The sequence below is a fragment of the Paraburkholderia sp. EG304 genome, from assembly GCF_046543485.1.
Classification (GTDB): domain Bacteria; phylum Pseudomonadota; class Gammaproteobacteria; order Burkholderiales; family Burkholderiaceae; genus Paraburkholderia; species Paraburkholderia youngii.
The window spans coordinates 73,415-91,988 of the sequence record NZ_JBKGUA010000009.1 but is presented as its reverse complement, the minus strand read 5'-3'; the positions used below and the strand labels follow the sequence as shown (position 1 = coordinate 91,988).

Annotated in this window: 14 protein-coding genes; 8 read left to right on the top strand and 6 right to left on the bottom strand. The window is 59.3% G+C overall.

From position 1 onward, the window contains the following. The first annotated feature begins 422 nt into the window (after positions 1 to 422). Positions 423 to 722 (top strand): hypothetical protein, encoded by a 300-nt coding sequence (locus ACLFKU_RS13390; protein WP_410849407.1) that lies wholly within the window; start codon positions 423 to 425, stop codon positions 720 to 722. 355 nt (positions 723 to 1,077) lie between these two features. Here ACLFKU_RS13390 and tssE read toward each other — a convergent pair whose 3' ends face one another. The 6 genes from tssE to tssK all read right to left on the bottom strand — a co-directional run bounded on the left by tssE (position 1,078) and on the right by tssK (position 8,779). Continuing rightward, positions 1,078 to 1,497: a type VI secretion system baseplate subunit TssE gene (gene tssE / locus ACLFKU_RS13385; protein ID WP_410849498.1), complete on the bottom strand. Its 420-nt coding sequence runs from the start codon at positions 1,495 to 1,497 to the stop codon at positions 1,078 to 1,080. Positions 1,498 to 1,511: 14 nt separating this feature from the next. Next, the gene (gene tssH, locus ACLFKU_RS13380; protein WP_410849406.1) at positions 1,512 to 4,235 is read right to left on the bottom strand and encodes a type VI secretion system ATPase TssH; all 2,724 of its coding nucleotides are present in this window, start codon (positions 4,233 to 4,235) and stop codon (positions 1,512 to 1,514) included. Between the two features lie 125 nt (positions 4,236 to 4,360). Further along, positions 4,361 to 4,846, bottom strand: coding sequence for an Hcp family type VI secretion system effector (locus ACLFKU_RS13375; protein ID WP_018434322.1), 486 nt, complete (start codon positions 4,844 to 4,846; stop codon positions 4,361 to 4,363). A 101-nt stretch (positions 4,847 to 4,947) separates the two neighbouring features. Further along, the gene (locus ACLFKU_RS13370) at positions 4,948 to 6,702 is read right to left on the bottom strand and encodes an OmpA family protein (protein WP_368587153.1); all 1,755 of its coding nucleotides are present in this window, start codon (positions 6,700 to 6,702) and stop codon (positions 4,948 to 4,950) included. Then, the gene (locus ACLFKU_RS13365) at positions 6,699 to 7,430 is read right to left on the bottom strand and encodes a DotU family type IV/VI secretion system protein (RefSeq protein WP_368587152.1); all 732 of its coding nucleotides are present in this window, start codon (positions 7,428 to 7,430) and stop codon (positions 6,699 to 6,701) included. The genes ACLFKU_RS13370 and ACLFKU_RS13365 overlap by 4 nt, the downstream gene beginning before the upstream one ends. Further along, a complete protein-coding gene (tssK, locus tag ACLFKU_RS13360) occupies positions 7,430 to 8,779 on the bottom strand; it encodes a type VI secretion system baseplate subunit TssK (protein WP_410849497.1) in 1,350 nt (449 codons plus the stop codon). Before tssK ends, ACLFKU_RS13365 begins: the two co-directional genes overlap by 1 nt. Before the next feature lie 607 nt (positions 8,780 to 9,386). Between tssK and tssB the strand changes: the two genes are divergently transcribed. From tssB to ACLFKU_RS13325, 7 genes are all read left to right on the top strand, one after another. Beyond that, positions 9,387 to 9,899, top strand: a complete 513-nt coding sequence (gene tssB / locus ACLFKU_RS13355) for a type VI secretion system contractile sheath small subunit (protein ID WP_368587150.1) — start codon at positions 9,387 to 9,389, stop codon at positions 9,897 to 9,899. Between the two features lie 76 nt (positions 9,900 to 9,975). Continuing rightward, entirely contained in the window at positions 9,976 to 11,532 is a 1,557-nt protein-coding gene (gene tssC, locus ACLFKU_RS13350; protein ID WP_410849405.1) for a type VI secretion system contractile sheath large subunit, read from the top strand. Between the two features lie 99 nt (positions 11,533 to 11,631). Further along, complete coding sequence (locus tag ACLFKU_RS13345) at positions 11,632 to 13,968, top strand: type VI secretion system Vgr family protein (protein ID WP_410849404.1); 2,337 nt, start codon at positions 11,632 to 11,634, stop codon at positions 13,966 to 13,968. A 50-nt stretch (positions 13,969 to 14,018) separates the two neighbouring features. Further along, the gene (locus ACLFKU_RS13340) at positions 14,019 to 16,475 is read left to right on the top strand and encodes a glycoside hydrolase family 19 protein (RefSeq protein WP_410849403.1); all 2,457 of its coding nucleotides are present in this window, start codon (positions 14,019 to 14,021) and stop codon (positions 16,473 to 16,475) included. Then, positions 16,472 to 17,020, top strand: coding sequence for a hypothetical protein (locus ACLFKU_RS13335; protein ID WP_410849402.1), 549 nt, complete (start codon positions 16,472 to 16,474; stop codon positions 17,018 to 17,020). The genes ACLFKU_RS13340 and ACLFKU_RS13335 overlap by 4 nt, the downstream gene beginning before the upstream one ends. A gap of 272 nt (positions 17,021 to 17,292) precedes the next feature. Then, positions 17,293 to 17,793, top strand: a complete 501-nt coding sequence (locus tag ACLFKU_RS13330) for a hypothetical protein (protein WP_410849401.1) — start codon at positions 17,293 to 17,295, stop codon at positions 17,791 to 17,793. A 522-nt stretch (positions 17,794 to 18,315) separates the two neighbouring features. Further along, a complete protein-coding gene (locus tag ACLFKU_RS13325) occupies positions 18,316 to 18,573 on the top strand; it encodes a PAAR domain-containing protein (protein ID WP_368587909.1) in 258 nt (85 codons plus the stop codon). Position 18,574 lies beyond the last annotated feature (1 nt).

Genomic DNA, 18,574 nt, shown 5'->3' with positions numbered 1-18,574 from the left:
AGACGCAAAGTACTTTATCGAACCACAAGCGGATGACGGCGAACCGGTTGGGGCTAGGCCCGCCAGAAGGGTGCCCACGATGGGCAATGATAGTGTTCGGACCACTGAAGCGCCGTGCGAGTTCCGGTCTTTATTTTGGGATATAGCTTTTTTATTTCGAGATCTTTCGCATGGCTTGATTCGTCACGGTCTATTCAATTGGATCTGAATCAGCGTTATCCACTTGTAATCCACTTTTGTCGTCCGATGAGATCACTATTGAGCATGTGTGACGCAGGAATTGGCACGCCGAAAACAGGGAAAGCCCTAACCGAAAACCGCCGAAGACCTGACAATTTTTCACAATTGCGAGTCGAGAATGATGCAGCATCGACACATGGCGAATTGCTGTTGTGTAGAAATGGCTGAAGACGGAGAAGAGTATGGAGCAAACCTATCGTTATCGTGGATTCGACGTCGTGGTCAACGCGTTGCACGCGACGCATACGTGTTCACATGTCGGCGGTGTCACTGCTCGGCGCGCGTACGTGGCGAACGTTACGTTGAAGACGCGGCTGATCGGCGGCGAGTGGTCGACTGCTTTTCGCGTCGGTCCGCTGCCCGGTCGTTCGGCGACCGATTTGTGGGAAGTACTGGCGGCTGGATTCGCGGCCGCCACTCGGGTCGTTGACGATGTGGTGAGCGTGATGGGTGATAGCCTCCTCGCGCGTCAGGCGGCCTGAGGCCGTGGCAAGCGTAGAAATAAGAAATAACCGCGCGTATCTCTGCGGTGCGTGTGGGTCCCAGGCAGGACGTGCCCGTCTCCTCAGCGTCCTGTTGTCTTAATCCCGCTCCCCCTGTGCGGGATTTTTTTTGCCCAATTTAAATAGCGGGCGCTCGACGACGCACTGGCACATCGGCATGAGGAAAGACAAGAAAAAAGCCTCGAACGCGAAGCGCGATCGAGGCTGCCGAAGGACAGACTCAATGCCTGTCCGGGGAAGGTCGATCGGACCCGTGATCGACCTTCCCCACTATAGCGAGTTGTCCGCCTAGTAGTTGTGAACAAATGTCTCAATCGGATGCGCGTAGCATTGATTACCCGCGCCCCTGCATCCGCCGTCGTACATGCAGCCGCCCTGGCGGCTCGAAATACGTGCCGAAGCGCACGAGCCCGGCCTTCTTCAAATGACACGTCATTTCGAAACTGACCAGCACGCCCGGATCATCGCTCTCGAGGATGTCGATAGCGCGAATACGGGGTTCGTATTTAAGCAGTGTCGCTTCCATCTGCTGCTTCAGCGCGTGCGCCGACGACGGCAACGCCTTGTAGATGTTCGTCATGTCCGGCAGACCGTAGTCGGGCAGGTGCTTCAACGCGCCCGCGCGCGTGTTCAGAATGCGCTGCACGTTCTGCTGCACGCTCAGGCATTCGAGCGTGCGGTCGTCGTAGGCGTCGAGCGGCTCGCCGCCGATCTGGCCGAGCAGCATGTCGTAGAGGGACGGCCCCGCCGGCATCGAGTGGCGCACCGTCAGCCGTGCGCTGAATGTTCAGCGACGGCTTCTTCGCGATCGACAATATCGATCGTCAGATTGCCTTCGGGGGAACTGGTCAGCAAGATCCTGGCGGGCGCGATTCCGCATGCCATGCGCGCGAGCAGTTCGCGCGATACCGTCGGCAGAATGCGCTGATTCAGGAACGCATCGACATTGCGCGCGCCCGAATCGCGCGCGAGACACAGCTCGGCCATCGCATCGATCAGCGCTTCGTCGCAGCTCAGTTCGACGCCGTGCTGGCGGTGTAGACGCTGCGCGACTTTAGCGAGCTTCAGGCGCACGATCGAGGCCAGCGCGCTCGCATCGAGAGGGCGATACACGAGCGTCTGGAAGCGCGCGAGCAGCGCCGGTTGAAAGTGGCCGACGAGCTGCGGATGAATCGCTTCGAGCAGTTCGTTGTGCGAGACGCCGGGGTTTTCCGCGGTCGTCTCATCGATTTGCGCACTGCCGAGATTGGACGTCATCAGGATCACGCAGTTGCGAAAGTCGATCTCGCGCCCCTCCCCGTCGCGCATCATGCCGCGATCGAACACCTGATAAAACATGTCGAGTACATCGCGGTGCGCTTTTTCGACTTCGTCCAGCAGCACGACACTATACGGACGCTGCCTCACCGCCTCCGTCAGAATGCCGCCGCGTCCATAGCCGACATAGCCGGGCGGCGAGCCCTTCAGTTGTGAGACCGTGTGCGACTCCTGATACTCAGACATATTGATCGTCGTCAGCGCGGCTTCACCGCCGAACAGCAGATCGGCGAGCGCGAGCGCAGTTTCGGTCTTGCCGACGCCCGATGGCCCAACAAGCAGAAACACGCCGAGCGGCGCATGTTCATTCTTGAGCCCCGCCTTGGCGGTGCGCAGGCTTTCGGACAGCGCGGCGAGTGCGTCGTGCTGCGCGACGACGCGTGTCGCGAGCTGCGTTTCCAGCGTCAGCAGGCTTTGCAGTTCGTCTTCGACGAGGCTGCCAACCGGCACACCGGTCCATTCAGAGACGACACGTGCGATCGCCCGGGCGTCGACGTCCGCAAAGATCAACGGGGCCTTGCCTTGTGCGGTCGTGAGTGCGCGACGTGCCTGCGCGAACGCGGTGGGATCTCGCGTGACAGCGTCGCTATCGCGTTGGCGATGCAGCGTTTGGACGAGCTCGAGTTCCTGTTCGTAGCGTGCCTGCAGCGCCGCGAGTTCGGTCTTCGCGTTCGCGAGCGCGGCGCCCAGCGCGCCGCGGCGTGCTTCGCCGTCGTCGATGCCGGCGCGTTCGTCGTCTGCGAGCGTCGCGTGTTCGAGCTGCAGCGCGGCGGCAACGGCACGCGCGCGTTGCAACTCGGCCGGCGGTGCGTCGAGCCCCATGCGCACGCGCGCAGCGGCGGTGTCGATCAGATCGACGGCCTTGTCCGGCAACTGCCGTGCGGGTATGTAGCGACGCGACAGCTTGACCGCGGCGATCAGTGCTTCGTCGCGAATGTGCACGTGATGGTACTGGGCGTAGCGGGCTTTCAGACCGCGTAGCATCAGGCAGGCCGCGTCGTCCTCGGGTTCGTCGACTTTGATGATCTGGAAGCGGCGTTCCAGCGCGGCGTCGCGCTCGAAGAATTGTTTGTATTCGGACCAAGTGGTCGCCGCGATCGTGCGCAATTCGCCGCGCGCGAGCGCGGGCTTCAGCAGGTTCGCGGCGTCGGCGCCGCCCGCGGCGTTGCCGGCGCCGATCAGCGTGTGAGCTTCGTCGATGAACAGCAGGATCGGCACGGCCGAAGCCTGAACCTCGTCGATCACGTTCTTCAGGCGTTGCTCGAATTCGCCCTTTACGCCGGCGCCCGCTTGCAGCAAGCCGAGATCGAGCGTGAGGATGCGCACGTCGCGAATCACGTTCGGCACGCTTCCTTCGACGACTCGCAACGCGAGCCCTTCGACGAGCGCGGTCTTGCCGACACCCGGCTCACCGACGAGAATCGGATTGTTCTTGCGACGGCGCGCGAGCACGTCGACCATCTGCTGGATCTCGCGGTCGCGCCCGAATACCGGATCGATGTCACCGCGGCGCGCCTTGTCGGTCAGATCGAGCGCGAAGCGGGCGAGGGCGTCGGCGCTGGCAGGTGTTGCCTCCGTTGTGCGAGAGACGACGTTCGCCACCGAGGCGGTCGCCGAAGGTTGCGGCCGCTTGGGTTGCCGTTCGTCATCTTCGCTTCCGCTTTCGATTTCGAAGTCACTTTCACACGACTGATGCGCAATTCGCGGCAGCAAACGCTCAATTTGCGCGCTGCTGACGACAGGCAATGGCCACGCATGCTGCGCGCGCAGTATATGGGGCGTATCGACGATCGCCTGCAACAGATTCCCGGAGCGGATTCGCGCGCGGTCGCTCTCCGAAGACGCGTGAAACCATGCATCCGCAAGCAGTGCCGCTAGCTGCGGCGACAGCGCGGGCTTGCCGCGCAGATTGCGCGGCAGACGATCGATTGCACCGAGGAGCGCATCCCACAGCGCGTCGATGTCGATCGTGTAATGCCGCACGATAGCGGGGATGTCGCCGTCGCCGGCTTCGATCAGCTTCAGCAGCCAGTGCTCGACTGTGATCTCGTCAGCCAGCCGCGTCTGGCAAAGACTGGCGGCCGCTTCGAGCGCCTGCGCGCAGTGTGGGTTCAGTCGGCGCAGCAGCTGAGTGGTGTCCCCAAAGGCGCTTCTTCGGTCGTCGCGCAAGCTCATGTCGGCAGTCCGGTCACGGAGGGAAGCGGCGAGCACGCGGTGCACTCGCCGATGAAAAAGGACCAGCCCGCCCCGCGGACCGGTAAGGGCGCGTCGACGCGCTGGTCTCGCATATCACGCGGAAATCAGGAACGCTCGTTCCAGGTATCTTTGTGGATGATGTTGCCGTCCTTGTACGACCACGTGATCGTCTCGTAACGCAGCTCGACGTCTTCCAGGTGGTTGTGCTTCTCGTAGTCTGGGTTCTTGATGTCGAACATCTTGGGCTTGACCGCGACGATCTTCACGTTGTCGAGCTTCGTGTTGAAGTATTCCTTCTCCTTGCCGGCGTCGTCGATCTTGTACCACCTGATCTCGACCGACTTCAGCGTCTGACCGCTCGTGACCGCCTTGTACAAGTACGGCGTCGACGAGTCGGTTTCCTTTGTCAGCGTGATGGGTTTGTGCACGCGGGTGCCGGTCAGCTTGCCGGTGTTGCCGTCGGTCGGGATATGCACGCCGTGATCGAACGCGACGAGCTCGACGCTGCCTTCGCGGCCTTGCACCGTCACCGACCCCTTGATATCAGCGCCGCCGTCGTCCTTGAGCCACATGTAGGCCGGAATTGCCATACCTTCCACTCCTTGATTTTTCTACTGCGAAAACCGCCCGGAGCAGCCCCCGAGCTTCTGAATCCCGAAGCGCGATGCTTCGGGGGCGAAAGACTGTAGTGTTATTGGGTGATGCGAGCGTCCGGCACGAGCGTGATTTCGACACGCCGGTTCTTCGCGCGTCCGTCGTCCGACGCGTTGCTTGCGATCGGCCGCGTATCCCCATAGCCCTGAATCGCAAACTGCGTCGGCGCGATTCCCGACACGTCGATCAGCCAGTCGCGCACGGCTTGCGCGCGTGCGGTGGACAACTTCAGATTGCTCTGCGGATTGCCGACGTTGTCGGTGTGCCCGGCGACCAGAATCCGCTTGTCCGGATACGCCTTGATCATTTCGAGCGCACCGACCATCGCGCGAGTCGAGCCAGGCTTCAGCTGAGCGCGGCCGCTGTCGAATAGCGACATGCTGTCGAGCATGACGACCGCCGGCGGCGCAGGCGGGGGCACGTACGATGCGATCGCGGTGTCGAGCGCTGGCAGCACCTGTGCACCGCGATACATGCCGAACGCCAGTCGCAACGGCACGCCGATGCGCGCGTAACGGTCGAGCTGATCGCGATCGACGACGAGCGCGTGCAGTGCGTCGCGTTTCGCGTTGTCGTGCGCGGCCGAAATCATTGAATAACGGCCGAGATCGGCGCCGATGCGGTCGAGCAGCGCTTCGTTGTTTTCCGCGGCGGACCACGATGCGACGGCCGCCGCGCAGGCGAGCAGGGTCAGCGCATGCGCGCCGGCGATGCGGCGCGGCGACCTCCAGTAGCGCCGCGGGGTTGCTTCGATCAGCGGTTGCGGCAGCGGCCACGGCAGCGGCGATGCGCCGACGATGGCGCGTGTCACACAGGTTTGCCTCTGCACGTCGCGTTCCCACGGATCGGCCGAACCGCTTGCCGGACCGCAATCGATCCAACCGGCTCCGAACAATTCCCACGGCGTGGCGGGATGCATCCGGTCGGTCAACGTGCCGATAACGACGCGCTGCGTCCAGCCGACGAGCGACGCGAGCGCCGCCGCGCGCGCGGCACCTGTAGCAGTGGTGGCAGCCGTGCCAGTGCCCGCGTCGCGAGGCAGGCGCTGAGTCTCGGCTTCGGCCGCGCGGACGATGAGTTCGAAACGCTCGGCATCGACGATTCGCTTCGCCGACGACACCCCGTACCACGCAGGCATCGACAAACCGGGCGGGCGTGTGGTCAGCCGCTGATAGACCGCGAGATAGCCGGGCAGGCTCGTGCCTAGCGTGCGGGCGGCATCGGCGACGCAATGGCGCACGACGCGCAGCTTCTGGGTGAGCATGTCGGGCCCGACATGCAGCGCGGGCGCCACCGACAGCACGACGCCATCGGGCGCACGTCCGTCGCGCCACTGCCTGAGCGCCACCGCGAGACGCGGCAACTGCTGCGGATCATCGACTCGCAACCAGATAGCGCCGTCGCCCACATGTGCGAAGCGCTCCTCGTCGTTGCGATCGAACAGAGCCGGCAGACCGTCGCCGGTGACGAGCACAAGCGGCATACAGGTGCGCAGCTTCGGCGGAATCTCGGCGGTCGCGGCGCCGAGCGCGGCCAACACTTGCGCGCTGCGTTCGCGCGCGCTGGACAGCCACAGCGTGCGCCATCCGACGAGTGCGCACACGAGCAAGGCGACGGCCGTCGTCAGCACCGGAGCGACGCCACGTCCTCCCGGCAGCACGAACCAGATCACCGCGAGTGCCAGCGCGGCCGCGAACACGAGCATCGCGCGCAACGGATAACCAAGCCCCTCATACGCACGCTTGGGCGTGCGCGCCGGCGTCTCAGGCAGGATGCGCAGATCGGACTTCACGGCCGGGTGACCTTCGTTTCCACGAGTTGCGCTAGCTGTGCGTCGAGCGCGGTCGACCACACCACCCAGACGATGGCGGCGACTACGGATGCGAGCCCCGCGGTTGTCCATGGCGAGAGCCGGTAAAACCAGTCGGACAAACGGCGATCAGGGCGATCGGCAATGAAGGTACATGCGGGCGCCGGGCGAAGGTCTTCCAGCTGCGCATGCAGCGAGGTCATCAACGCCGCACGTTCCGCTTCGCCGTCGCGCGCAAACCGGCCGATGAAGCCGAGGCTCAGAATCGCCGCATAGCATTCGAGCAGGTCGACGTGCGGCGACGCTTCACGCATGCGAGCCTCGAGCCGTTCGAACACGCGCTCGCCCGCGTCGTGCAGGTTGAACAGCTCGACTTGCAGCGGTTTGAGTTCCCACGCCGCTCGGCTCTCTGCCGGCAGATAGCGCAGCGCGACTTCATCGAGCAGCCCGCATTGCGCGAGCAACGCTTCGCGGCGGACTTCGTCCGCATAGCCGCGCCGCTCGAGTTCCGTCGAGAAGTTCGCGATCAGCAATCCGCAACGATTGCGGAAGTCGGTTGCGTGTTCCACGTGGCCCCCGGGCGTGAGGGTCGTAACGAGCAGCGCGGTGTCTCGCAGCAGATCGCGAATGCCTTCACGCGTGACCCGGGCCGCGCCGGCCATGCTATCGGGCAACGCCACTTTGGTGGCGTTTCGGGGCAGGGCGTTCATCAGCGCAGTACCGCGTAAAGTTCGAGCGATGCGTCGGGCACCGACGCCGGCAGATAGATCTGGCAAGCGCGCGCGGCGAGCATCTTCGCGTGCGCGGCATTCGCCGCATCGAGCGCGAAGTATTGGTTATCGAGGCGCACCGGAATCGCGGCCGGCACGCGCGCTACCGCCTTGAGCGGAATGCCGAGCAGCGCCGAGTTGACGATGTGCTCGACGTCGTCGGGCGCGCCGATCTTGCACAGACGCGGGAACTGCTCGGCGAGCTCGAACGCCGGCATCGGCGCGCTGACCGACAGATACCAGTCGGCCGCGCCTTCGACGATACGCTCTTCGAGGAACTGACCCGCCCACGTGGTCGCGCTCTTGCGCGTGAGGCCGATCGACACGACACGCGACGGAATGATCGCATCGAGCAATTCGCGGATCGTGGCCTCGAGTTTCGTGAACACCTCGTCGGCGCGCGCGTGGTCGTAGGCGGGAATGTCGGCGAGCTGGGCGCGCGTCGAGAACGTGATCAAAGTGCCCACGAGTTGCGCGAGCGTCATGTACAGCTGCTCGGGCGAGCGGCGCGGATGCGTCGCATAGAGCCGCAACTGCGGCCACGCCGCGTGAATGCAGTGCAAGAGCCAGAACAGTTGCACGTCGGCGACACCATATTCGGCGACCTGCTCGAGCCGTTCGTTGCGACGCGCGCCGAGCACGACGCTCTTCGCCTGCAGGATATCGGCCAGACGATTAATGCGCTCGAGGTGCAGAGGGTGACTACCGAGCGTCAGGCACGGCGGCACGAAGCGATGATCGACCTGGAACTGGCCGCTGGTGGTGCGCGTGAGCCGTGCGATCGCGCAGACCGTGTCGTCGGCATGCGATTCGAATTCGAACAGCAAGCGCACTGCGTGGCGCTCGGACGCGATCTCGGTTTCGCTGCCGCCGTTCAGATCGACGACCTTGACGAACTCGCGATACGCGCGGCGTGGACGCGCCAGCGACGTTTCGTCAAACCGGCAGTTATTGCCGTTCGCATCCAGCAACGCGAGCGCCGCGAGCACGACGACACTTTGCAGGTCGGCGGCCATGCCCTTTGTCAGATCGCGCGCGGCGGGCAGAGCGTCGCTAAGCGTGGTGTCGATCGGCGTGCCGTCCGCGAAGCGCAACTTGAGCCTCGTGATCTTCAGACGGCCCGTCGCCAATGCTTCTTCGTCGACCTCGACGCCGAGTATGCCCCACGGCTCGGCGAGCGCGCAGGTAGCGAACTGCTGTAGCGCGAAACCGGCCCAGCGTTCCTGCTGCTGGAAGTGCTGCTGCGTGAGGATGAGGCCCTCGTGCCAGAGCGGTTTGTCGATCCGCATAGGTGTTTTGGTCTCTCGCGTGTTGGTCATTTAATCCGGATTGCTCCGGGATTGCGGATTCTATACGTCTTATTTGGAAATCGTATACCCATATTTATATCAAAATTAAAAATATCACAAAAGTTCAAACATTTTATATTGAGATGTGGGATGCATTTATCCTGAGGAGGCGATATTTAATTGGGATAGCGTTAAAAACTATGCAAGCTAAATTAACAAATTCGGGAAATTGTTCGTTCCCGCTCAACTCGTGGAGCAGCCGTCGGGACGAGGGTTCCTCACTGAACGTGCGCAAGGAAGTATATGGGCTGACAGCGGCGCTGTAGTCAGATAATTCAGAATCAGGAATTGCTTCACTCTTTTTCACATTTTGTCTGTTTTTGAGTTATCAATAGGCTTTGACGTCGCGACAATACATCTGCTTTAATATTGGTGGCATTAAAAAAGTCGCGCGCGTCGAAGCCTTGAAGAAGGGTGTCGTCGCAATCCGTTGTGAGTCGCGTATATCTATTTATTCGCGCCCCCGGATATTCGCGCGAAGGGAGCCGCCGCGTCGGACAGTGCGAGATCTGCGGGCGCATCGAATCGGACTACATGGGGAATACGTATGGACAGCTTTCAGCGCGAAATACCGAAGAGTCGCGTCTCAATCACGTTGGACCTGCACACGGGCGGCGCCCAGAAGAAGGTCGAGCTGCCTCTGAAGCTGCTGGTCGCCGGTGATTTCAGCGCGGGACGCGAGCAGGCGCCGCTGGCTGAGCGCACGAAGGTCAACATCGACAAGAACAACTTCGACGCCGTGTTGGCCGATTACGCCCCGGACCTGAAGATCGCCGCCGAGAATACGCTCGCCGGTGACGGGTCCGAGTTGCCGGTCAAGCTCGCGTTCCGCGCGATAAAGGACTTTGAGCCGGAGCAGGTGGCGCGTCAGATTCCCGAGTTGCAGGCGCTGCTGGCGATGCGCAATCTGCTGCGTGACCTGAAGTCGAATCTGCTCGACAACGGCACGTTCCGCCGCGAGTTCGAAAAGGTCCTGAAGGACAAGCGTCTGTCGGACAGGCTGCGCGGCGAGCTCGCGCAGATCGCGACGGCCGCGACCCGGCCGGAAGGCCATGCCTGAAGCCGGGGGAAGGGGCGAAGAAGGTCCTTCGCTGCCTTGCAACTACATCGCTGCAAAAACGCAGACAGGAATACAAATGGAACAGAATGAATCGCGTCAGGGCGCGACCGAGACCGTTGTGCTGGATGCCGCTCAGGACGCGTCGTTCGCCAGCGACAGCGTTTACGCGTCGCTGTGCAACAAGATCAACCTGAAGCCCGTTTCAGAGGCGCGCCCGCTCGAGGCGTTCCGCGACAACGACATGCTGTCCGAGGCGTCGGCCGACGAGCGCATCGCGCGCGGCATCGGCGCGTTTCTCGAGCTCGTTGCGCAATCGAGCCAGCCGGTCGAGCGCCTCGACAAATCGCTGCTCGATTTTCATATCGGCCAGCTCGATCGTCAGATCAGCCGCCAGCTCGATGCTGTGCTGCACACGCCCGAGTTCCAGGCGCTCGAAGGCCGCTGGCGTGGTTTGAAGATGCTGGTGTCGCGCACGGATTTCCGCAAGAACGCGCGTATCGAGGTGCTCGATGTGTCGAAAGATGCACTGCAACGTGATTTCGAAGACACGCCTGAGCTGATCCAGAGCGGCATGTATCGCCTCACGTATGTCGAGGAATACGACACGCCGGGCGGCCAGCCGATCAGCGCGCTGATCAGTGACTTCGAGTTTGCGAATTCGCCGCAGGACGTGGCTTTGTTGCGCAATATCTCGAAGGTCGCGGCGGCGGCGCACATGCCGTTCATCGGCTCGGTCGGCGCGGCGTTCTTCGGCAAGAAGTCAATGGAAGAAGTCGCGGCGATCCAGGATATCGGCAACTACTTCGATCGTGCCGAGTACATCAAGTGGAAGAGCTTCCGCGATACGGACGACGCACGCTACGTCGGCTTGACGATGCCGCGCGTGCTTGGTCGTCTGCCCTACGGAAAGGACACGACGCCTGTGCGCGCGTTCAACTACGAGGAAGCGGTGAAGGGCCCGGACCACGACCGCTATCTGTGGGTGAATGCGTCGTTCGCGTTTGCGGCGAACATGACCCGTAGCTTCGTGAACAACGGCTGGTGTGTGCAGATTCGTGGTCCGCAGGCGGGCGGCAAAGTCGAGGACCTGCCGGTCCACCTGTATGACCTCGGCACTGGCGTGCAGCCGAAAATCCCGACGGAGGTGCTGATTCCGGAAACGCGCGAGTTCGAGTTTGCGAATCTCGGCTTTATTCCGTTGTCGTTCTACAAGAACCACGACTTCGCGTGTTTCTTCTCGGCGAATTCGACACAGAAGCCGGCGCTGTACGAGACTAGGGAAGCGACTGCCAATAGCCGCATCAACGCGCGGTTGCCTTACATCTTCCTGCTATCGCGCATCGCGCATTACCTGAAGCTGATTCAGCGAGAAAACATTGGAACGACCAAGGATCGACGGCTGCTGGAACTCGAGCTCAACAACTGGATCAAGGGTCTCGTGACCGAGATGAAGGATCCGGGTGATGAGTTGCAGGCGTCGCACCCGCTGCGTGAAGCGAAGGTGACGGTCGAAGACATCGACGACAACCCGGGCTTCTTCCGCATCAAGCTCTTCATCATCCCGCACTTCCAGGTCGAGGGCATGGATATCGGTCTGTCATTGGTGTCGCAGATGCCGAAGGCGAAGAACTGAGCGGGAGTTTTTTGCAAGAGTTTTCGGGGGAGTTGCCAGAGCGGTCGTTAGCGGTTGCCTCCGGCGACGTCGTGACGCTGCGCATTCAAGAGGAATTCCATGTCGATGGTATCGCCGTTGCAGGCTTATGAATTGAAGCTGGCGCCGCATCCCGCGCCGTTCTCCGTCTTGAGATTCAGTGGTGTCGATCAGGTCAGCCAGTTGTACAAGTACGAGATCGAATTCACAAGCCCGGTAGCGGGTATTCCGATGGATCAGGTGCTGGGACGTCCGGCGCGGTTCGCCATTGAACCGGGAGATCCGGATATCGACTATCTGCGCAAGATGTTTGGCGAGAACGCCGGGCGGTTCAGCGCGAGGCCGCCCGCGCACACGATTCACGGCATCGTGACGCAGTTCGACGAGTTCGACACCTCGGTTGATGAAACGCGCTATCGGGTCGTGCTGGAACCGAAACTCGCCGATCTCGATCGCGGTGTGACGAGCCGGCTGTTTCAGAAACAGTCGGTCGAGGAAATCATTACCGATACGTTACGCCACTACGGGTATCGCAGCGGGGTTGACTTCGTGTTTCAGTTGCGTGGGCAGTACAAGCGCCATGAGTACGTCACGCAGTATCACGAGACGACCTTCAGATTCATTCAGAGGCTCTGCGCGCGGGAAGGAATGTGGTTCCGGTGGGAGCAGAAGAAAGACCGCGCGATGATCGTATTCGGCGACGATCTCGATGCGTACGCACGCAAGCAGCGAACCGTGCCGTTGCGGCGCGATTCGGGGCTCGAGAGTGTCGGCGCGGATGCGATCACCTCGCTCAAGCGGCGAACGCGGCGAGTGACCGAAGCGGTGCGGCTGCATGACTATAACCATCGCCAGGCCGGTGTGTCGTTGCTTGTCGACGAGAACACAGTACGCGGCGACAGCACGACGAACGGGGTCGACTACCACTGGGGCGAGCACTACGAAACACCTGAAGAGGGGCAGCGAATTGCCCAGTTGCGGCATGAGGCGCATCTGGCCGCTCAGGTTGCTTTTACGGGCACGGGGAATCCGTTCTGGCTCGAGGCTGGTGAGGTCATGTCGATCCATCCGAATCCAGCCGATGCGAGGCACGGAATCTTCGTGACTTCAGTGAAGTCACGGGGCGCTCGTGACCACGCGTATCAGGTGACATTCGAAGGGATCCCGTCCGATCGAGTGTGGCGGACTTCAATGACGTCGATTTCTCGGCCTGCCATCGATGGGATCTTGCCGGCACGGGTTACGTCGCCTGGCAACTATAAGTATGCGTATCTGACCGAGCAAGGTTGGTATGTGATCGTGCTGCCGTTCGACCTCGACCAGTGGAGCCCGGGTGGAACGAGCCGACCGGTGCGGTTCGCGAAGCCGTATAGCGGAGATGGTTATGGGCATCACTTTCCGTTGATCGATGGGGCGGAAGTGGCGATCGTGTTTACCGCTGGGGATCCGGATCGGCCGGTGATCATCGGGGCGATGCACGACAGTTTGCATCCGGATCTCGTCAATAACCTCAACAACACTCGCAATATCGTTCGGACCGCGGCGCAGAATGAGCTGCGGATGGAGGATAAGGAAGGGGTTGAGCATATCCATCTGGCTACGCCGTTTCAGACTAGTGAGCTTAATCTGGGGCATATGGTTGATGGGGAGAGGAGGGAGCGGGGTCACGGCGCCGAGCTGAGGACAGATGGATATCTGTCAGCCCGGGCGGCGAAAGGCGTGTTGCTTAGCGCCGAAGCACAGCCCGGTGCTACGGGCGAGCAGCTCACGATGCCTAACGCGGACGCAACGCTCCAGCAAGCGGAGCAAGTCCTGCGCTCTCTCAATGATTCAGCAAGAGCCGCGCAGGCGTTGCTGGCCGAAGTCGATCAGCAACGTTCGCTCGTCGAGCAGAAGATCGCAAAACTACGGAAGCCGGTGATCGTGGCGAGCGCACCTGAAGGCGTTGGTCTGGTGAGTGGTGAGCATATGCAGTTGGCCGCGGCAAAGCAAATGTTCGTTACAGCAGGTGGAGGAATCGACTTTGGCGCGCTCAGGAGGATCACTGCGGCGGCGGGGGAGGCGATTTCGTTGTTTGCCGCGAAGCTCGGCATCCGGCTGTTCGCGGCAAAGGGAAAAGTCCAGATTCAAGCTCAGGGTGATGCGCTCGAATTGATGGCGCTTACCAACGTTGCGGTCAGCTCGTCAACAGGCGAAGTGATCATTACTGGGTCGAAGGGCATCACGCTCGGTGATGGGGCAGGCGCGTATCTAAAGATCGCCAACGGAAAGATCGAGATCGCGAGTCCAGGCGAAGTCCAGGTCAAGGGCGGTCTAGATGTCGAAGGTTCCGCGCAGGGCAATTTCACCTTCCCACGCTGGCCTGCTGCACCCCTTCAAGACGTCGAGGGAAACATGAATTTCGGGTTTTCTGAATAAGCACAATCATGGCAAATATGACTCGACCGTCGAATCCACCCAGCACGCCCGTGAAACTGCTTGCTTTTGCGTATCCGTTTCGCAAGAAGGCCCAAGGCACGGATGGGCCGCCTGCAGACTTTATAGATGAGCATGAGTTTCACCAACTGTTGAGGCGGGAGCCTTCCGGCGCCTACGCGGTCAGCGGCAAAGGCATGTGGCACGGCGGAATACACGTGACCGAAGCGGGCGCAGGCGCATCACTGGATCTGAAGGGCGGGGTGCGCTGTATCGCGGATGGCGAAGTGGTGGCATGGCGCGTCGATCGCATCTACCCGATAAGTGAAATTCCTGCGCGAAACGGGCAGCCTGCGATCAGTGCACCGTACAGCACGGGTTTCGCATTGGTGCGCCATTCAATGGAGTTTCCCAAAGACAGGAAACTGACCTTTTACAGCCTGTACGCACATCTGCAGGACTTTGCGGACTACGAGAACGACGCGCATCTTCCCAGACCGAAGTACTGGGCGCCGCGCTTCGAGGTGACCACCTATGCGCAGGACCGTCCCGCAATCGGGTCAGGTGGCCAGTCGGCACCCGCCGATCAGCGGGGGCTGCGAGTCCGGGTATCAAAGCCGCATGGCAAGGTGCTCTGCATCCTCCCGCACGGGGCGCAGGTTAGCGTTGGAAAACGCGATGGCAACTGGGGGCTGATTAAAGATGCGAGCGGTGTATCGCCCTTTCCGGGGACCGCAGGTGGCGTCGCTCATCCGGCAGTGGGCGGATGGATGTTTCTTGGGGAAGAACACGGTGGTCCGGTAGTCAAGGAGGTGATGCCAGATTCTTCACTAGACGGGGTAGTCGTGTTGTCTAGCCCGTCCGAAGTGGTCCCGGTGAAGGCGGGGGAACTGATCGGCCATCTTGGGCGCTACGATTCGTTGTCCCAGCAGACTTCCGGCAACCGGATGGTGCACATCGAAGTCTTTTGTGACGACAGCGTCAAGTCATTCATCGACGCCGGGCGTGCCTGGATCAGGCAGAACGGCGCTCATGTCAGTGCGTGGCAGCAGTTGGTCCTTCCCAGCGAGCCAACGATTCAGCGGATCGATAGTGGGACGACCTTGTACAAGCGGCACGATGAGGAAGGGGCTCAAGCCCCACAGACTGGTGTAATCGAAGTCTTTCCACTAGGTGCGCTTGCGAAGGGAAGTGCGGATCGTCAGTACATCGAGACAGTGGCTGGGAGCGATGGCGACAAGCGGCGCTGGTGGAAGATTGACAGCGCGGATGTCCGTCATCAGCCGATTGATGGCTGGGTGCGGGAACAGAGCTTTGCGGGCGGGACGGTAACGCGGGAGTTTGCCCAGAAATGGGTGGACTTCAAGACGCTGGACGACGCGCATGATCCGACGCATACGTTGTTCGCGACGACGAACGGGTTTGTCGACTATTCGATCGGTGCAGACGTGCCGGACGTGGGTTCTCTGGGCAAGCTCAGTCCGCTGATGACATCGATTTACCAGGCGCTGAAGCTGGCCGGTGACCGCGCGCAGGCGGCCGATGACCTGCGTAACGCATCGAGCGACCCATGGACGGCGCTGCGCATGTCGAGGCTGATTATTCAGCACGAGAGCGAGTGGGCGAATCCGGACAAGTGGAAGCAGTTGATTGCTGCCATTGAGCAGCGCACGGGGCCGAAGCCGGAGCATGTCGAGGAACAGAGGCGGATTGAGAAGCTGGTCTGGTGGGATGCGGTCAAGGCCGGGCTGGCTGACTTCCCTGCGTCGAATGTGTTTCATATTCATCCGATTGGGTTGGTGGGGAATTTTCTTCGTGTCCCTGGCCAGGTCACCGTTGAAATGCTTAAGCGCATCTTTACAGAAGCATCGACCGATCAGTTGCAGATTGTGGCGGATGAACTCAATCCCCGCTTGGAGGACTACAAGCTTGGTTCTCCACTCCGGCTGTCACACTTCTTTGCCCAAATCCGGCAAGAGGCAGGCACCGCTCTTAACACTTCGGAGAATCTCAACTATCGGTCGTACGTATTGTCACAAAAGTTTTCATATTTCTCAGCACATCCGGACGAAGCTGAGTTGTATGGAAGAACTGCGTCGCACTTGGCTCAGCCAGAAGAAATAGCAAACCGTGCCTACGCGAACAAAATTGGAAATGGTTCCATCGCGAGTGGTGACGGTTGGCGGTTCAGAGGCAGAGGACTCAAGCAACTTACCGGAAGAGCCAATTATGCTGGCTTCCAGAGTTTTTATCCGACTTTGTGGGCGCGCGACGACGTTGATTTCATTGCTAACCCTGATTTGATATCGGAAATGAGATACGCGGTGCGTTCAGCAATCTACTTCTGGATTTCCAGCCATCTGCCAGAGATAGCTGACATGGGGCACACCGATGACGTAGTCGATCGGATAACAAAAATTATAAATCTTCACACGGACAGCTACCGCGCGCGAAAAAACAACTTCCATATCATATGGGACAACGGAATTTTCAGTGAGATTAGTCGATGAGAAGCTTCGTTTCAGCAACGTTTGTGCACGCGTTCATTCTGAGTTTGTGTCTAACTTTTTTCTGTCCGAGTATATCAAGTGCGATCGAACAAAAGAGCTACCACATCCCCTTTTTGGGCGATGGAACGACTATAGAGTTCTGTGCGGCGCCGAGCCAGGACGGAGACGGAGTACGAGCATATCTAACAGGTACTACGGAAACAGGGCGTATTCCGGTCGATCTGTATGAAGCAGAGGGCGGAGTCAGCCCGGAAATCAAAAGCGTGTTTGTGAGTGGAAGAAGGCCGAAGAAGCTTTTCATCATAGTGACATGGGCTGCTGACAGTCCGTCCATCGGAACTGGCGGAAGCATCTATCAGGTATTTGTCTACGACGAACAGATCGAAAAGGCCGGCGGCTTATTGACGAAGTTGAAAGAGGACAGCGTACTGACAAAACGTTTCGGCGTTGGTTTCGACGGCACCCGTGAAGGGAAACGGGTAACTTACAAATATAGGAACGCATCAGCGGTAAGACGTCAGCTTGTCGAATGGGGCTACAAATGATTTCATTGAGGCGACGACAGTCTTATGGCTTCCAAATAAGAAAAATCATGGCAAATCCGGCTGTGCTGTTGGTTGCACCCAGCACCGGTGAAACTGCTTGCTCTTTGTGTTGCGATCACGTCAAACGACGCCTGAGACAGTTTGGACGCGCGGACATTTCAGTAAAGAGAATGGATTTCGAAAACTGTCGACCGGATTATCAAAATCTATCTCTATAGTTACGCGGAGCGTGTTGCCAATCTCAATGAAATATGGAGAAAAGGAGATTTCAATTGATTACGGATTGCAATCTGATCAGGTTTGTAAAGAGAATCTTCGTTGCTGGATTAATTTTGTTTGGTATTGGTGTGAGGGCTGACGAGGTTACGCTTTGTTATCCTCAAGAGGAGGTTTATTTCAGTTGTCAAACCAATGGAAAGATAATGTCGATCTGCGCGTCAGGAAATGTCTCGCCTGACAACGGGTATGTGCAGTATCGTTTTGGAAAGGCAGATAAAATGGAAATAGAATTCCCGAAAAAACCATTTTCTCCTCGAAAATGGTTTTCGTTGAGTGATATCCGTGAGGGGAGTGTGAATTTTACGCATCTAAAATTCAACTCTGGCCACTATCAATATGTGCTATATCAAGGATTTCCGAGTGGAATTTATGTTAAAAGGGATGGAAAGACGATTTCCAACCATACATGCGACGACGGGACGTATCAGCAGTTCAGCCCTCGAGCATTCAGAGGGATAACAACACTCGCCACGGTAGACGGCATCGATAACTAGGACGTTCGGGTGGCACAGAGATTGTGAATGCGCACAGAATAGCTACGCTGATGGTCTGGATCGATATAATAAAGTGACTTCATTTTTTGAATCTGCTCAGGCAGAGGGCATTTTCTCGGGATCGATATACTTATCATCTGTATGATAGTGCAAAAAAATTAATTATCGTCCAAGTGAATGATGCGTGAAATATAAGTATGGAAAAGAGCCATGTGTTTGTGTATCCAGAAATAGACGCTCCCCCTAATAAAATATTCGCAATTTCCGGCATCTGGGAGAGCAGCATGCGTGGTTTGCAAATACGGTGTATACATAAGTTGTACTTCGGTTTGATGGGGACGGTTGTACGTGTTAAAGAATGGACAGGTTATTTTTGATAGGGAGTGTCGAGCTTCGAGGTACAAAAGCTTTTCCAAGAAGGGGTCTTTGATGGAATAAACCAGGCCTTGCCTTCTGATTTCGATTTGCATTAGGACGGCGCGACAAATTTTTTGACTACATCTAATTGTGCAGATGAACTGAATGAAAAAATTAGCATACGAAGGCGACAGCACGAGTCACGGAGGAAAAATCCTAACCGGCTCGGATCGAATCAAAGTCAAGGGGCGCCGCGCGGCCCGCGTCGGAGATCTCGTCTCCTGTCCAATTCACGGCGACAACACAATCGTGGAGGGAAGCAGCAGCATCAAGGATGGTGGCACACCGCTTTCACGAGATGGAGACAAGACTCAGTGCGGAAGCGTCCTCATTGCCCTTTCGGATGGTGCGACAGTCAGATAAA

What these genes read in the sequence shown, in the direction of transcription:
- tssH (WP_410849406.1), bottom strand. Translation starts at nt 4,235, where the DNA reads ATGAGCTTGCGCGACGACCGAAGAAGCGCCTTTGGGGACACCACTCAG.
- tssK (WP_410849497.1), bottom strand. Translation starts at nt 8,779, where the DNA reads ATGCGGATCGACAAACCGCTCTGGCACGAGGGCCTCATCCTCACGCAG.
- ACLFKU_RS13390 (WP_410849407.1), top strand. Translation starts at nt 423, where the DNA reads ATGGAGCAAACCTATCGTTATCGTGGATTCGACGTCGTGGTCAACGCG.
- ACLFKU_RS13345 (WP_410849404.1), top strand. Translation starts at nt 11,632, where the DNA reads ATGTCGATGGTATCGCCGTTGCAGGCTTATGAATTGAAGCTGGCGCCG.
- tssC (WP_410849405.1), top strand. Translation starts at nt 9,976, where the DNA reads ATGGAACAGAATGAATCGCGTCAGGGCGCGACCGAGACCGTTGTGCTG.
- tssB (WP_368587150.1), top strand. Translation starts at nt 9,387, where the DNA reads ATGGACAGCTTTCAGCGCGAAATACCGAAGAGTCGCGTCTCAATCACG.
- tssE (WP_410849498.1), bottom strand. Translation starts at nt 1,497, where the DNA reads ATGCCGGCGGGGCCGTCCCTCTACGACATGCTGCTCGGCCAGATCGGC.
- ACLFKU_RS13325 (WP_368587909.1), top strand. Translation starts at nt 18,316, where the DNA reads ATGAAAAAATTAGCATACGAAGGCGACAGCACGAGTCACGGAGGAAAA.
- ACLFKU_RS13335 (WP_410849402.1), top strand. Translation starts at nt 16,472, where the DNA reads ATGAGAAGCTTCGTTTCAGCAACGTTTGTGCACGCGTTCATTCTGAGT.
- ACLFKU_RS13375 (WP_018434322.1), bottom strand. Translation starts at nt 4,846, where the DNA reads ATGGCAATTCCGGCCTACATGTGGCTCAAGGACGACGGCGGCGCTGAT.
- ACLFKU_RS13365 (WP_368587152.1), bottom strand. Translation starts at nt 7,430, where the DNA reads ATGAACGCCCTGCCCCGAAACGCCACCAAAGTGGCGTTGCCCGATAGC.